Origin of the sequence: Cellulosimicrobium sp. CpK407, from assembly GCF_051844275.1 — a bacterium.
Taxonomy (GTDB): Bacteria; Actinomycetota; Actinomycetes; order Actinomycetales; family Cellulomonadaceae; genus Cellulosimicrobium; species Cellulosimicrobium cellulans_G.
Genome location: NZ_JBGNYC010000021.1, coordinates 21,469 through 35,052, shown reverse-complemented (window position 1 = coordinate 35,052; position 13,584 = coordinate 21,469). Strand labels below are relative to the sequence as shown.

General features: G+C 75.0%; 13 protein-coding genes. 6 read left to right on the top strand and 7 right to left on the bottom strand.

The genetic code is table 11. The features are described 5' to 3' along the window. Positions 1 to 50: 50 nt before the first annotated feature. Genes ABWU78_RS11055 through ABWU78_RS11025 form a run of 7 tightly spaced genes read right to left on the bottom strand, consistent with a single transcriptional unit; the run spans position 51 to position 6,393 of the window. On the bottom strand, positions 51 to 725 hold the full coding sequence (locus ABWU78_RS11055) for a Pr6Pr family membrane protein (protein ID WP_253052773.1): 675 nt from the start codon (positions 723 to 725) through the stop codon (positions 51 to 53). After that, entirely contained in the window at positions 722 to 1,600 is an 879-nt protein-coding gene (locus tag ABWU78_RS11050; protein WP_439158373.1) for a hypothetical protein, read from the bottom strand. The genes ABWU78_RS11055 and ABWU78_RS11050 overlap by 4 nt, the downstream gene beginning before the upstream one ends. Before the next feature lie 10 nt (positions 1,601 to 1,610). Further along, positions 1,611 to 2,672, bottom strand: a complete 1,062-nt coding sequence (locus ABWU78_RS11045; RefSeq protein ID WP_439158372.1) for a hypothetical protein — start codon at positions 2,670 to 2,672, stop codon at positions 1,611 to 1,613. Then, positions 2,669 to 4,123: a hypothetical protein gene (locus tag ABWU78_RS11040; protein ID WP_253052779.1), complete on the bottom strand. Its 1,455-nt coding sequence runs from the start codon at positions 4,121 to 4,123 to the stop codon at positions 2,669 to 2,671. Before ABWU78_RS11040 ends, ABWU78_RS11045 begins: the two co-directional genes overlap by 4 nt. After that, positions 4,120 to 4,956 carry a hypothetical protein gene (locus ABWU78_RS11035; protein WP_439158371.1) on the bottom strand — a complete coding sequence of 279 codons (837 nt, stop codon included), beginning with the start codon at positions 4,954 to 4,956 and terminating at the stop codon, positions 4,120 to 4,122. Before ABWU78_RS11035 ends, ABWU78_RS11040 begins: the two co-directional genes overlap by 4 nt. Then, complete coding sequence (locus ABWU78_RS11030) at positions 4,953 to 5,630, bottom strand: hypothetical protein (RefSeq protein WP_353708532.1); 678 nt, start codon at positions 5,628 to 5,630, stop codon at positions 4,953 to 4,955. The genes ABWU78_RS11035 and ABWU78_RS11030 overlap by 4 nt, the downstream gene beginning before the upstream one ends. Then, positions 5,620 to 6,393, bottom strand: coding sequence for a hypothetical protein (locus ABWU78_RS11025; RefSeq protein ID WP_439158370.1), 774 nt, complete (start codon positions 6,391 to 6,393; stop codon positions 5,620 to 5,622). The genes ABWU78_RS11030 and ABWU78_RS11025 overlap by 11 nt, the downstream gene beginning before the upstream one ends. 211 nt (positions 6,394 to 6,604) lie before the next feature. On the opposite strand from ABWU78_RS11025, the gene ABWU78_RS11020 reads away from it, so the two are divergent. From ABWU78_RS11020 to ABWU78_RS10995, 6 genes are all read left to right on the top strand, one after another. Next, the gene (locus ABWU78_RS11020; RefSeq protein ID WP_439158369.1) at positions 6,605 to 7,795 is read left to right on the top strand and encodes an OmpA family protein; all 1,191 of its coding nucleotides are present in this window, start codon (positions 6,605 to 6,607) and stop codon (positions 7,793 to 7,795) included. Further along, positions 7,792 to 8,916: a hypothetical protein gene (locus tag ABWU78_RS11015; RefSeq protein ID WP_439158368.1), complete on the top strand. Its 1,125-nt coding sequence runs from the start codon at positions 7,792 to 7,794 to the stop codon at positions 8,914 to 8,916. The genes ABWU78_RS11020 and ABWU78_RS11015 overlap by 4 nt, the downstream gene beginning before the upstream one ends. Continuing rightward, the gene (locus ABWU78_RS11010; protein ID WP_439158367.1) at positions 8,916 to 10,037 is read left to right on the top strand and encodes an AAA family ATPase; all 1,122 of its coding nucleotides are present in this window, start codon (positions 8,916 to 8,918) and stop codon (positions 10,035 to 10,037) included. Before ABWU78_RS11015 ends, ABWU78_RS11010 begins: the two co-directional genes overlap by 1 nt. Before the next feature lie 7 nt (positions 10,038 to 10,044). After that, the gene (locus ABWU78_RS11005; protein ID WP_439158366.1) at positions 10,045 to 11,298 is read left to right on the top strand and encodes a vWA domain-containing protein; all 1,254 of its coding nucleotides are present in this window, start codon (positions 10,045 to 10,047) and stop codon (positions 11,296 to 11,298) included. A 346-nt stretch (positions 11,299 to 11,644) separates the two neighbouring features. Continuing rightward, positions 11,645 to 13,003, top strand: coding sequence for a hypothetical protein (locus tag ABWU78_RS11000; protein ID WP_439158365.1), 1,359 nt, complete (start codon positions 11,645 to 11,647; stop codon positions 13,001 to 13,003). A gap of 255 nt (positions 13,004 to 13,258) precedes the next feature. Next, complete coding sequence (locus ABWU78_RS10995; RefSeq protein WP_439158364.1) at positions 13,259 to 13,492, top strand: hypothetical protein; 234 nt, start codon at positions 13,259 to 13,261, stop codon at positions 13,490 to 13,492. The last annotated feature ends 92 nt before the right edge of the window (positions 13,493 to 13,584 follow it).

Here is a 13,584-nt window from a genome sequence, read left to right as displayed (position 1 = left end):
CATGCGCGGTTACCGGTCGAGGCGGCGTGTTCAGCGGTGCTGAAAGCCGGCTATCGCGCGGGGTGGCCAGGGCTTCCGCGTCCCAGCCGACGGTGCAGCGCGACGAGCGCGGCGCCGAGCCCGAGCACGACGACGAAGAGCCCGGCCACGGCGCCCAGCACGGCAGTCCACCCGGCCTCGTGCACGTCGAGGAAGGGATAGGGGACGTGCGCCTGGCCCGCGAGGTCGAGGGGGAGCACGACCGCGAAGTACACGAGCGGCCACAGACACCAGCGCAGGGCTGTGCCGAACGTCCCGCGACGCCCTCGCTGTGGGCGCACGAGGTAGTCGGCGGTCGCGAGGACGGGCCCGACGCCGTGCAGCAGCACGTTCGCGACCCGGACCCAGGCGTCGTCATGGGGCTGGATCCACGTCCCCGTCGGCGTCGCCGGCGCGATGACGGTCGCGAACACCAGGCCGGAGAGCACGACGCCCGAGGTCGCGGCCCCACGGGCGCCGTCGACCCACGCCCAGCCCGGACGGGCGGACGCCACGATCAGCGTCGCGGCGAGCAGGATCGCGGAGTCGACGGTGTAGTAGGTCAGAGCGGGGGCGGGGTCGGTGCCCTGGACCAGCTGGCACACGACGCCGACGACGAGCACGGCGACCGTCACGCCGCGCAACCACGCCCGACCCCGGTCGGGCGTCCGGGCGCGCGCCGTTGTGCCGACGTCGGACGCGGTCACCCGTGGTCCTCCGCGACGTCGGCGACGAACCGGCCCAGACGCCGCACGCTCGGCAGGGAGTGCCACAGCGCGTGCGTCCCGTGCATCGTGAGCTCGTCGACGCGCCGCCCGGCGGACCGTGCCGCGTCCACGACGTCCGCGACTGCGCCGGGCAACGACAGACGGCTGTCCTTGCCGCGCACGACGACGACGTGGGTGGCGCCGCTCGCGACGACCTGCGCCCCGAGCCGGCCCGCTCGCAGCGCGTTGGCGAGCAGCAGCAGGTCGACCCGGTGGTGGTCCGGCGTGCTCGGTTCGGGTCGTCGGTCGGGCGGACCGACGGCGCCCGCGACGTCGTCGTTCTGGGCGAGCGCGTCGTCGACCAGGCCGTCCTCCGCGCGGGTGGCCCCGGCGAGGTCCAGCGGTCGCCACGGACGTCCGGCGACGGGCTCGACCAGGACCAGCAGAGGGACCGGCGTGCCCATGCCCTCCCGCAGCACGGAAGCGATCGCGGTGCCGGTCGAGGCACCGAGGGAGTAGCCCAGGACCGCGGCGCGCGCGGAGCAGACCGACGGCTCCGCCGTCGTGGCGGCCTGGAGCATGCGCCGCGCGACCGGACGGAAGTCCGACCGCGCGAGGAGCGCCCAGCGCTCGCGCGGGGTCAGCCGGGAGGCGTCCGCTCCGTGCCCGGGCGTCTGGACGACGACGAGGCGGGCGCGCAGCAGCGGGGCGAGCAGGCGAAACCGCTGGAGCTCGAACTCGTCGAGCCGGGCGGCGTACCCCAAGGCGACGACGAACGTGCGATCCGCGTTCACGGGGCTGACCACGGCGACGGGGAGCGGGCCGCCGCAGGTCGGGACGGTGCGGAGGGAGAACGTGACGTCCTCGGGGAGCACGGTCAGCACCTCATCGCCTCGCTGTTCCGGCGGGAGCACCGGGACCGGCCCGGAAGAGGTCGAGCGCCACCGAGACGTCCTCGGCGCGCCAGAACTCCTGGGTCTGGTCGAGCTCGTCGCGCAGGGCCCCTCGCACCGCGTCGCGGTCGTACCCGGCCTCGTTCCCGGCGCGGTCGCCGTCGAGGCCCAGGGGCCAGTCGTCGACGAGGTACTGGTCGTAGCAGGCCACGAAGTTCTTGACGCGCTGGTAGAGCCGACCGACGAGCCGGTCATGGAGCTGGCGGACCTTGTCGACGGTGACGGGCTCGACCGCGCGGGTCCGTCGGTTCGGCCGCAGCGCCCGCGAGATGAGCCCGATGCGTCGGTAGGCCTCCACGTCCTCGGAGAGCTTGTTCTCCTGGAGGACCCGCAACCACTGGTAGGCGTCGCTCCCGCGCCCCTCGGTCACCCAGCCCAGCTGGCGCCGGGCGTGCCGGAAGTACTCGAGAAGCTCGTCGAGAGCGTGCGCACCGTCTGTCACCCTCTCCTGGTCGACGCCGGCGTGCCCGAGCCTGCGCAGCTGCTCCGGCATCCCCTTGGGGCGGATGGAGAAGACCGGGACGCCGAACCACGACCACGCCGCGGCGGCGAAATAGCGGGACGTCGGTTCGTCGAGGTCGACGAAGGTGTAGAGCGCGGTGACGGGTCGGGCGCCGCGCGCCGCGACGTACTCCTCTGTGGCGAGGAGCCGGGTGAGGTGGAGCAGCACCCCGATCCCCGTGGAGAGCTCGACCTCCTCGACCCGTACGGCCGCACCGTCGGCTGGCGCGGGGTGCTCGACCGCCACGACGGGACCCAGCCCGCCGTACCGGTGGGTGTTCAGGCTGAAGTCGACGAGGATCACGTCGAGCTCGGCCAGGCTCGCCACCCCTCCCTCCTCGAGCGCCCGTACCAGCCGCTGCGCGCTGCTGTGGTGGACGACGTCGTACCGGGTGCTCGCGTCCCGGTCCTCGGTGTCCTTGACGACCGCCGCCACGATGTCGGCCTTGGCCTCCAGGTCGTCGACGAGCAGCACACGTCGGGTCCGGGTCATCGGTCGTCCTCCTCCATGTCGAGCAGCGAGCGGTACGTGTCAGGCCAGCGGGCCTCGATGGTCTTGCCTCCGGCCGGGCGAGGGACCTGGCGCAGCGTGCCGCCACGGTCCGTCACGGTCGAGCGCACGTTCCGGAGGTTCCCTCGGGGGTTCTCCCACACGGCGTCGGGCACGAGGTCGAGCGCGTCCGTGACGGCGACGACCACGGCGCCGTCGACCATGCGGACCGCGATCCGGAGCGTTCGCGACCTCCGTGGCGTGCCGGCGTCGTCGTACGCGTCGACCGCGTTGAGGGTCAGGGTGGACACGACGTCCCGGGCGAAGTCCTTGTTGACCTTGTGCGGCACGCCGCCGGTGGTGCGCCGCGGGCCGGTGCCCGCGTCTCCTTCCGGACCGTCGACCAGCAGGTCCAGGTCGAGGTCCACCTGCACGCCGCGGGGTCCGCATGCCTGGCGGACGGTCGTGCGCAGGTCCGGGAGCAGGGACTCGTCGATGCTCAGACCGTCGCGGGCCTTGGCGTGCAGGTACTTGAAGTCCTCGACGAAGGCGGCGAGCCGGACGGCGTCGGCCGGGTCGACCTCCTCGACGGCCATCAGCCGTTCGAGGAGCCGCACCCGTGGACTGACCACGTCGTGCAGCCCGCGGGCGAGCCGGGACGCGGCCTCGTCCTGCGCGTGCTTCGCCACGAGCCCGCCCGCGCCGACCGCGCGGTCGTGCTCGCGGGTGCGCAGGCCCAAGTAGGCCGCGGCGCCGCAGGAGAGGTAGGCGTAGGGCACGGCCGAGGCCGGCCAGGCGCCGATCGCGGTGGAGAGCGCCACGACAACCGCGGCGAGGACGACGAGCGCCGGCCAGGCTGCCCACCGAAGACTGCGCATCACCGTGCCCCCGCGGGAGAGCGCGGAGTACGTCGTCGACTCGAGCAGCGGGCCCGCGCAGGCGGACGTCGCGTACAGGATCCCGACCAGGAAGGTGGCGACCTTCAGCCATCCCGTTGGGGCACCCGCCGTGGTGCCGAACGCGACGCCGAGCACGGTGGCCGCGGCAGCGACCCCGCCGAGGATCCCGGTCACGTTGAGCCAGCGCCGTTCGTAGGCGCCGCGCGCGACGCCGCTCAGCGCGGCGTCCAGCCCGGCGACCGGCGCCCGCGCGGCGTCCCGCGCGCTCGACGCGCGCACGAGCGGCTCGAGCCTGACCTCGAGCACCCCCTGTACGACCGGGAGGGCGAGCAGCGCCCACGCCCACCATGCGACCGACGGCAGCGCGAGGTATCCCGTCGCCACGACCGCCGTCAGCGTCAGCCGGGTCAGGTAGGGGCGGATCCGGTCGTAGACGAACACGCGGCGGTGCGCGACCTGCCGGAACCAGTCCGACGACGGCGCGGGCGCGACGAGGTCCGCGAACGGCTGGACCCAGCGGCTGCGCCGGGGTCCGACGACGTCGAGAGTGATCACGCCTGCTCCTCACGGCGCCCGCGGGCGCGCTGCCCGAAGGGATTGCTGGGGTGCCGGGGACTGGTGATACCGGTCGTCGCCGGGTCCCCGAGACCCACGGCGATCTCCTGTCGGACGAGCTGCTCGAGCTCCGCCGCGAAGGCGGCGTTGCTCGTGGTGGCAATGATGGCATCCGCGGCGAGGCGGTCGATCTCCGCGGTGCGCTTGTGGTGGTTGGCGAGCAGGTGCTGGTAGGACGCCTCGTGCTCGGTGAGCTCGTCCTGGCACGCCGTCAGCTCGGCGACCGCGCGCCGGCCGGCGGTGTAGGCGTCGTTGCGCCAGTGGTAGAGGTCGCCGAACGTGAGCAGGCCGCACAGCACGTACACGGCCAGGAAGACCCCGGCCGCCAGGGCGTCGAAGCCGCTCTCCGCCGGTTGCGGGACGGCGCCCTCGTAGGCGACGGTCGTCGCGACGTCCGACACCTGCAGGCGCAGACGCATGAGCAGGAGGGCGAGCGCCGCCCACGCGGCGAGCAGCAGGACCGGGAGCAGGAGCGGCGCCCAGGACCCGGGATGGTTGCCGGTCGCGCCGCGCCAGGTCCAGCCCGAGACGCCGGCCGTGAGCAGCGCGACCAGCCCCAGGCCCAGCGCCGTGAGCCAGGTCATGACCGGGTCGTGGCCCATCGACCGGGCGACGGCCGGGTACATGACCAGGACGTCGACGAGCGTGATCGCGACCGCGAGGACGACGAGCCCGACCGGGGCGAGCCGTGACCGGGGTCCCAGCCCGGCGAGGGCCGGGTCGGACCAGCGCAGGCGGTGGACGCGCCCGGACTCCGTCGGTGTCGTGCTCATGGGCGGTTCTCCTTCTCCAGCTCGTGGAACAGGTCGTCGGGGCTCAGGAACGGCTCCGGACCGGCGAACGGATCAGGCGCGAAGCCGGGCTCGGGCACGGCGCGGGGCGCCACGGACGGAGCCGTCGCCGCGTCGATCGCCTCGCGCAGGTCGACGGCGGCGGGTGCCGTGGGCGCGCGGTGGGGCCGAGCGTGGCGTGCCGGGTCGTAGGCGTCGCTGCCGGTCAGCACCGCGCGCCATGCCGTGACGGAGGCGGTGAGCTCGGCGTCGCGGGTGCGCAGCCGCGCGACCGAGGCCTGGGCGCGCGTCAGATCCTCGAGCTCCATCGCGCGCAGCAGGGCCGACGTCACGACCCGGGACGCGTGCTCGCGGCGCACCGCCTGGTCCCACCCCTGCCGCAGCGTGTCGATGCGGGCGTCGAGGAAGTCGGCGGTCAGCTCGTCGAGCGCGCGGGTCGCGAGCGCCTCGTGGACCCACCCCCGGACCTGCTCGACGACCGCGAGCCGGTCCACGGGCGCGGTCGCCGCGGCGTGGTCCAGGGCGGAGAACTGGTCCGGGCGCTCGACGTAGGTCGTCGTGCCGCGGCGCCGGTCGGCGAGCGCGCCGAGGTCGACCCGGCGGGTGAGGGTCTGCGCGGTCGGGGAGTGCTGCGGTCGTCGCTTCCTACCGAACATCGGTGTGCTCCTTCTGCTCCGGACCGGGGGTGGCCGTCAGGCTCGGTGGGGCGTCTGCGTCGCGCAGGCGTGCGCCCAGGCCGTCCGGCAACCAGGGGCAGGGCCGTCCGGTCCACGTGGCTTCCGACGCCTCCCAGGGGGAGGGCCGCGGCGTCGTCCCGTCGGCGGGGGCGACGCGCAGCGCGCGGGCGTACGTCTGCAGCCTGCGGGTGTAGTACCAGCGCAGCCGGTCGGACACCTCGCGGGCGAGCTCGATCTCCTCGAGCAGCAGCGACCGCAGCCGCACGCACTCGTCGAGCGCGTCCGCGCGGCGGGCCCGGACCTGGTCCGCGCGGGCGCTCGCGGCGGTACGAGCCGCGGCGTGCTCGCGTGCCCGACGAGAGGCGACCTGCTCGGCGGACAGGTGCACCTCGCCGCCGCCGGACCCGGAGCGTGGCGCCGGGAGGACGGCGGCACGCGCCTCCAGCTCGGCCAGCTCCCGGTCCAGGCGCTCGACCTGGCCGAAGGCGCGGTGGAGCCCGTCGATCGCCGGGGCCAACCGGTCGGTGGTGGCCGACAGCTGCCGGAGGTCGTTCTCCCGCCAGGTCGCGTCCAGGCGCGCGGGCCACGGGAGGCGCCGTGCCTCGACGCCGAGGGGGGCCGCGCGACGGCGGTCGGTGCGGCCAGCCATCCGGTCGGCCAGCCGCAGGAGGGGCCCGTAGGACCGCGCGTGCTCGACCGACCGACGGGCCCGGGGTGCCGGGGAAGGCGTCCTGCTCGTCATGGTGGGCTCCTCGTGCTCGGACGTCGTGCTCGGGACTCGTGACGAGATGAACTGTGCCGGGAGCGCACGGCCCCCGACCACACCCCTGCTTCAGCGGTGCTGAACCTCGGGCGTCGATCCGGTCCCCGGTCCCGTGGTTGCCTCGGTGCCCCGGCCCGCACCGGGTCGGGGCGGCGCCGCCGCCTGGTCCCACCGCTCGAAAGGCGACCTCATGTCACTCGTCTCTCGCCCTCGTATCGCGGCGACCGTGCTCGGTCTGAGCGTGGTCACCGCCGTGGCCCTCACGGGGTGCGCCACCGGTGCGGCCTCGTCCGGCGCCCCCGACGTCGACTGCCTCCACGGCGGCTCGCTCGCCCTGGTCGTCCCGGTCCACGCCGGTGCCCAGGCGCCGGGCGTCCCGCCCGAGTGGGACTGCGCGCTCGACGCGGCGATCCGGCGGTCGGCGCCGATCAGCGTGGTGACCGTGGAGGGGAACCCTCAGGTGGTCGTCTCGGGCTTCCGGGCCGACGTGAACACGTCCAACGAGCTCGTCGCGGCCGACGACGTCACGGCCGCGAAGAACGTGGTCGTCGGCGCCGTCTCGGGCGCGACCGCGACCTCTGACGGCGTCGACCTGCTCGCCGCGCTCGCGCTGGCGGCTGACCTGGCGCCCGGTGGCCAGGTCATGTCGCTGGACAACGGTGCGACGGACTCCGGGGTCGTCCGGACCGTCGAGGACGGGATGACCACGGTCGTCGACCCGGCCGACGTCGCCGCGCTGGTCGTCGACTCCTCCTCGTGCCCGTCGGTCGAGGGGGCGCGCGTCGAGCTGTACGGGCTCGGGTACCAGGTTGCCCCGGCCGAGCCGCTGTCGCCGCGCCAGCACGACCGGCTCGAGCAGGTCTGGCGGGCCACGCTGGAGGCGTGCGGCGCCGAGGTCGCCGTGGTCGCGCTGCCGCGGACCGGTGACGGGCCGACGACGGCGCGCACGGCGCGGGCGGTCACGCCCGAGGAGGATCCCGCGATGCCGACGCCTGCCGCCGGAGCGGCGGCGTGCGAGGCGGTGCTGCCCGACGCCGTCGTCGGGTTCGTCGCGGACGAGGCGACCTTCCTCGACCCGGCGCGCTCGGCCGAGGTGATCGCGGACGCCGCGGATCGGGTAGCGGCGTGCCCGGGCACGATCGAGGTCGTCGGGACCACGAGCTCGGCGGGCACGCCGGACGGGCGCGAGCGCCTGTCGATGCAGCGGGCCGAGGCGGTCCGCGCGATCCTCGCGGACCGGCTCGGGGTGCCCGAGTCCGACGTCGTCGCGCGCGGTCTCGGGTTCGACCGCGACGAGTGCGTCGAGGACCGCCCTGACGGCATGCTCGACCCGGTCCTGGCCGCCCAGAACCGCAAGGTCGTCATCCGGGTGGGTGCATGACCGAGGGCCGCGACGTCGCCGACGCCTTCCCTGGCGGTACGCCGGTGCGTCTCACGGTCACGTGCCGCACGACGCGCCGCGGCGGGGGTCGCCGGCACCCGGTGCTGATCCTCCCGGACTGGTCCGTCCGCACACCGCACGACCTGGACCTGGAGCGGATCGCCGTGGCGATGGGCGGCTACGTGTCGTGCGTCGAGCTGGCGGACCACCTTGTCCCTGCGCTGCGCGAGGCATGGTTGCGCCGCCGCCGGGTCGTCGCGCCGGAGGTCCGGCCCGCGGGTCGGGGCACGTGGGCCGTGCGTGACGCCGTCCGCGGCTGTGCCTGCGCCGGTCGCACGTACGCCACCGCGGGCCTCGCGGCGCAGCACCTGCGGGAGGCCGGCCACTGGGCGCGCCGGGACGACCTCCCCGAGAGACGGCTCGCGGCGCTGCTGACGGCGTTCGACGCGGCGGCCCGGCCGGTCGGACGGTCGGCCGAGGCGGTGGGCGCGGTCGGGCGACCGGGCCTGGAGCGGCTGTGGGACGCCGGCGTCCACCCGGCCCGGGTGGCCGCGATCCACGCCGAGCTCGGCATCGACGGGCGTCTGCCGGAGTCGGTATACCTGGCCGTGGCCACGGGGCAGGTCACGTCGGCCTGGCTCCACCAGTTCGCGGACCTGGGGCCGGAGACGCTCGCCTGGGCCGCGACGACCTCTGCGCCGGACGAGGACGACGGGTCCCGTCGCGCATGGCTGGACGCAGGCGCGAGCCGGGAGGCGGTCCTGGCCCTGCTCGGCGGCCCGTACGGCGTCCCCCACGCGCGGGTGCTCGCGGCGCTCCTCGACGTCTCGATCACCCACGCCGCGACGACGCTGGCGGGCTGGGTCGACGCCGGGTGCGCGCCGTGCCCTGCGGCGATCGCCCGGGCCGCGCGGGCCGGGGGAGCGGCTCGTCCGGTGCCGCCCTCCGCGGCGATCGACTCGGTCCTCACGGCTGCGTCCGCGGCCCGTCCGGACCGCACGCAGGTCGGACTGCTGCTGGTCGCGCTCCAGTCGCGCCCGGCGACGCTCGCCGTGGTCCGTCGTGGTGTCAGCACGCTGGACGAGTACCTCACCCTGACGACGGACCGAGGAGGAGACTAATGGGGCTACGGACGCGGGAGGACTACGAGGACGTGCTCGAGGCGCTCGGCGCGTGCGTCAGCACGCGGGTCCCGGTGCTGCTCTGGGGCGAGCCCGGATCGGGGAAGACGGCGGTCGTCGAGTCCGTGGCCGACCTCGGCTGGCACGTGGAGACGATGATCATCAGCCACTACGAACCGTCCGACCTCGCCGGCCTGCCGCTGCTGACGGGCGATCGCGTCGCCCTGGCCCCGCCGGCCTGGGCCGTGCGTCTCGCGGAGCACGACGGCCCGGCGATCGCATTCTTCGACGAGTTCTCGACGGCGACGCCCGCGCTCCAGGCGGCGGCGCTGCGCCCGCTCACCCACTACCAGGTGGGGGACCTCTTGCTCCCCGAGACCGTGTCGTTCGTCGCGGCGGCGAACCCGGCCGACGTCGCCGTGGCGGGCTGGGAGCTGGCGGCTCCGACGGCGTCCCGGTTCGTCCACCTGGAGTGGGGGCTGCCGCTGGAGGTCTTCACCGAGTGCCTGGTCTCCGGTCGGTGGCCGACCCTACCCGTCGGCGCACTGCCCGTGGGTTACGACGCGGAGGTCGACCGGCAGCGCGTGCTGGTCGCCGGCTACCTGCGGGCGCGGGGGTCGCAGCTCTCCGTGGTCCCTGCGGACGCCGCGGGGCGTGGTCGCGCGTTCCCGACCCCGCGCACGTGGGACTACGCCGCACGGCTCGCCGCGTTCGCCGGGGCGCGCGGGTCGTCCGAGCGGGTCGTACGGCTGCTCGTCGCCGGGTGCGTGGGTGCGGTCGTGGCCCACGAGTTCCTCGAGTTCGTCAGGAAGCAGGACCTGCCCGACCCCGAGGACGTCCTCGCCGGCGACTTCTCGTTCACCGGGTCGCGCCCCGACCGGACGTACGTCGTCCTGCAGTCGGTGCTCGCGGCCGTGCGGCAGCGGCCGAGCGCCGCGCGCTGGACGGCGGCCGTGGAGGCGTGCGGTCGGGCTGCGGCCGAGGTCGGCGTCGACCCCGCGGTGCCCGTGGTACGCGCGCTCCTGAGGCCGGGCGCCCGACCCGCGGCCGCGGCGCTCCCCCCGGGGCTCCGGGTCTTCGCTCCCGTGCTGGCCCTGGCCGGCCTGCTGCCGGGCGCCTGAGATGGCGGTGCTGTCGACCGCCGACCGGGTCGCCGCCGCCAAGCTGTGGGTGATCAGCAACGGGACGGGGACGGCAGGGCTGCCCTACCTCGCGCACGCCCTGTACGCCCTGGTGCTCGTCGAGTCGGACGCCACGGGACGGATCAGTGCCGACGCGTCGTGGCGTCTCTACGTCGACCCGATGTGGGTGGCGACGGTCGAGGTCGGCGAGATCGGCCGCGAGCTGGTCCACCTGACGTGGCACCTGCTCATGGACCACGCGTCCCGTGCGTCCGGGACGGGGGTGGGTGCCGACCACGCACGGCACTGGCACACGTCGGCCGAGGTGGTCGTCACGGAGACGCTCGGTCCGGACCTGACGCCCGGCACCACCGCCCGGGAGGCGGCGTCGGCACGTGCCGGGCGGCTGCGTGGCGTGCGGGCCGGTCGCTCGGTCGAGGAGTACTACGCGGTCGTGTCCCGCCTGCCGGCGGTGCGCCTCGCCCACGACGCGGGCGGCGTCGACCCGCCCTGCGGGTGCGGGTCCTGCTGCGACGGAGTCGCCCGGCCCGGGGACCTGCCTGCGGACGCCGACGTCGGCCGGGTCGACGCCGCGAGCGCCGGCCTCGTCCGCCGACTGGTCGCGATCGACCACCAGGCATGGGCGGCCGAGCAGGGGCGCCGGCCCGGGGCGGCGGGTCGCTGGGCCCGGGAGATCCTCGAACCCACGGTCGCGTGGGAACCGCTCCTCGCGCGTGCCGTGCGCCGTGCCGTGGGATGGACGGCCGGCCGTCGTGAACCCACCTGGTCGCGACCCTCCCGGCGTGCGTCGAGCACGCCCGGCATCCTCCGACCGGGCTGGCGCCGGCCCGTGCCCCGCGTCGCGATCGTCGTCGACACGTCCGCGAGCGTCGACGACCGCCTGCTCGGCCGGGCGATGGGCGAGGTCGACGCTGCCCTGGCCGGGATCGGCGTGCCTGGGGCCGCCGTGACCGTCTACGCGTGCGACAGCGCGGTGAACGCGGTCGCGCGGGTCCGCAGGGCTGCCGACGCCACCCTGGTCGGCGGCGGCGGGACGGACCTGCGCGTCGGGATCCGGGCGGCCGCGGAGGCGCGGCCGCGCCCCGACGTGGTCTGCGTCTTCACCGACGGCCTGACCCCCTGGCCGGGCGCACCTCCGCCCGGGGTCGCGGTCGTCGCGGCGATGCTCGGTCGCCCCGGCCGGCCGACCCCGCCGTCGCCCGGCTGGGCGCTGCGGGTCGAGTGCCTGCTCCCCGGGTGACGGCGTCGGCGACCCCGGGCCGCTGTCGCCGGTCGCGTGTGCCCGGTGCTTCAGCGCCGCTGAACGAGGGACCGCCCGTCGCCGGGCACGGCACGACAGGATGAGACCAGTCACCCGGGAGGAGGTGGTGAGGATGGCACACGCTTGCGAGAAGTCGGGCGCGCAGAGGTGCGCGTGGTGCAAGGAGGCCGAGAAGAACGGGTTCTCGACCCACACGTGCTCGTACTACGGCACGTGCGACTAGAGTCACCGGCCGACCCGTCCGGACCCGGTCGCGCGCGGCCGGGTCCGTGGCGGTGGCGGGTGCGCGCGGCCGCCACGGTGGACGGCGATCACGAGGTGGGACATGAGAACGGACGTCGTCGGGCACGTCGAGGCGCTGATGGTCAAGACCGACCGCGGCATGCTCACGCTAGACGAGCTCTTCCAGGAGGCCGGGGACGCCCTCGCCCGGGCCGCAGACGTGCGGGACAGCCGGCTCGGCGAGGCCGTCGCACGCCTCGTGCTCAGTCCCGATCTCCCGGCGGAGCACGTCGTCCCGCTCGCACGGTCCACCTTCCTGTGGACCCGGCTCGACTGGGGGCGTGCCGAGATCGGCGAGGAGGTGCTCGACGCTGCGAGACGCGCGCTCCTCGCGCGGGTCGAGGACGACGTCGCCGACGCCGACCCCGTGACCGCGGCGACACTCGTCGGCGGGTTCCCGTCCGTCTGGTGCCCGCCCGTCTGGATCGACCGTGCGATGGAGTCCGATCTCGGGCCGGAGGCACGAGCGACCGCCAACGCGGCGCTGCTCGGGACCGTGGTCGACCACCGCGGTACCGAGTACGCGTTCCGGCACCTGGTCGAGCCGTTCCTCGACACGGCGACGCGTCATGGCGTCGACCTAGCGCTGAGCGCGCACGAGCACCTAGGACTGAAGGCGCACCGGGCCCCGCGGGCGCGCCGGGCGCTGCGGGCCTACCTCCTGGCGTCCGTCGAGGGGGACGAACCCGGTGCCGTGCCGCTGGCCACCCGGCTGTCGATCGACCTCGACGACGCGGCCGCCGTCGAGGTCGTCCACCGCGTCACGCGCACCGACCCCGCGGCGTGGCGCGAGGACGCGTCCGTGCTCGCCTTCGTCCTGTGGGTGGGTGGCAGGCGCGACGCCGCAGGCCGGGTGCTCGAGGAGTTCGACGCGCACGCGTGCAGCGGGGGGTGGGCGTGCGTCGCACGGCACAGCCTCGCCGACTACCTCCGGATGAGCTCAGGGGTCGTACCGCCCCAGGTCGTCGCGTCGACCCGTGGTGCACAGGAGTACCGGACCGGGATAGCGAGCGTCGGGGCGCTGGTCGGCAGGCTCGCCCTCATGCGCCGGGACGCGTGCGCGGAGGTCGGTGACGTGGAGCAGGCGAGGCTGTCCGGCGTCGCCGTCCTGCGCTACCACGGCTACCGCGAGTACGACCTGCACCTCCAAGCCGCCGACCTCGAGTTCGACGTGCGTCTCGTCGACCGCGTCGCGGTCACCCCGGACGAGCTCTTCGCGACGCGCGTCGCCGTCGACGCGTGTCCGCCGACGCCGGACGACGGGTTCCCGCGCCTGGTCGAGGGCGTCGTCCTCTACTCGCGTCCGAGCTCGGCAGCGACGACGAGCAACGGGCGCCGCACCGCGTCCTCGACAGGTGCTCCGATCTCGGCGAAGGGCGTGTCCTCGTCGAACCCGCCGTAGACGCAGCGCTCGTAGGACGCGAGGAGCCGGCCGGCGGCGAGCAGCCCGGCCTGTGCCGGGTGGTCCCGCCAGGCATCGCTCAGAGCCGCCATCGCACGCCTCTGGTCGTCGAGACTCCACCCGTCGGGGTACTCGAGACCGCGCGGGTATGGCCGGAAGTCGCCGGGGAAGAGCATCGTGCCGGTGCAGCCGAGCGGGTCCAGCGCAGAGTAGGCGGGCCGAGGCCCGGGCTCGAACGACACGGGGGCGGACTGGGTGAAGGTCAACTCGCCCATCGGCACGATCGCCGAGGTCGACGTCGGTCGTGCCATCGAGATCGTCGGCGGGATGCTCGTCGGCGGGATCATGAGCGACGGCGAGTACGTCTACGTGACCAACACGATGCCCCTGCGGAACCTCGACGCGAACGAGATCACCGAGCCCCTGGTCAGGGTGACGACCATCGCCGACAGCATCGAGGCCGAGCTGCTCGGCAAGGACACGGTCTGACCGGACGTGTCCCCGGGCGGGACGGCCGAGAGGTGCCCACGACGACCCGCCCGACTTCTCGATCCTGGCCGAGAAGCGAGGCCTGATTGGGG

Excerpts from the sequence above, each read along its gene's own strand:
- ABWU78_RS11045 (WP_439158372.1), bottom strand. The coding sequence starts at position 2,672 with ATGACCCGGACCCGACGTGTGCTGCTCGTCGACGACCTGGAGGCCAAG.
- ABWU78_RS11035 (WP_439158371.1), bottom strand. The coding sequence starts at position 4,956 with ATGAGCACGACACCGACGGAGTCCGGGCGCGTCCACCGCCTGCGCTGG.
- ABWU78_RS11030 (WP_353708532.1), bottom strand. The coding sequence starts at position 5,630 with ATGTTCGGTAGGAAGCGACGACCGCAGCACTCCCCGACCGCGCAGACC.
- ABWU78_RS11025 (WP_439158370.1), bottom strand. The coding sequence starts at position 6,393 with ATGACGAGCAGGACGCCTTCCCCGGCACCCCGGGCCCGTCGGTCGGTC.
- ABWU78_RS11020 (WP_439158369.1), top strand. The coding sequence starts at position 6,605 with ATGTCACTCGTCTCTCGCCCTCGTATCGCGGCGACCGTGCTCGGTCTG.
- ABWU78_RS11015 (WP_439158368.1), top strand. The coding sequence starts at position 7,792 with ATGACCGAGGGCCGCGACGTCGCCGACGCCTTCCCTGGCGGTACGCCG.
- ABWU78_RS11010 (WP_439158367.1), top strand. The coding sequence starts at position 8,916 with ATGGGGCTACGGACGCGGGAGGACTACGAGGACGTGCTCGAGGCGCTC.
- ABWU78_RS11000 (WP_439158365.1), top strand. The coding sequence starts at position 11,645 with ATGAGAACGGACGTCGTCGGGCACGTCGAGGCGCTGATGGTCAAGACC.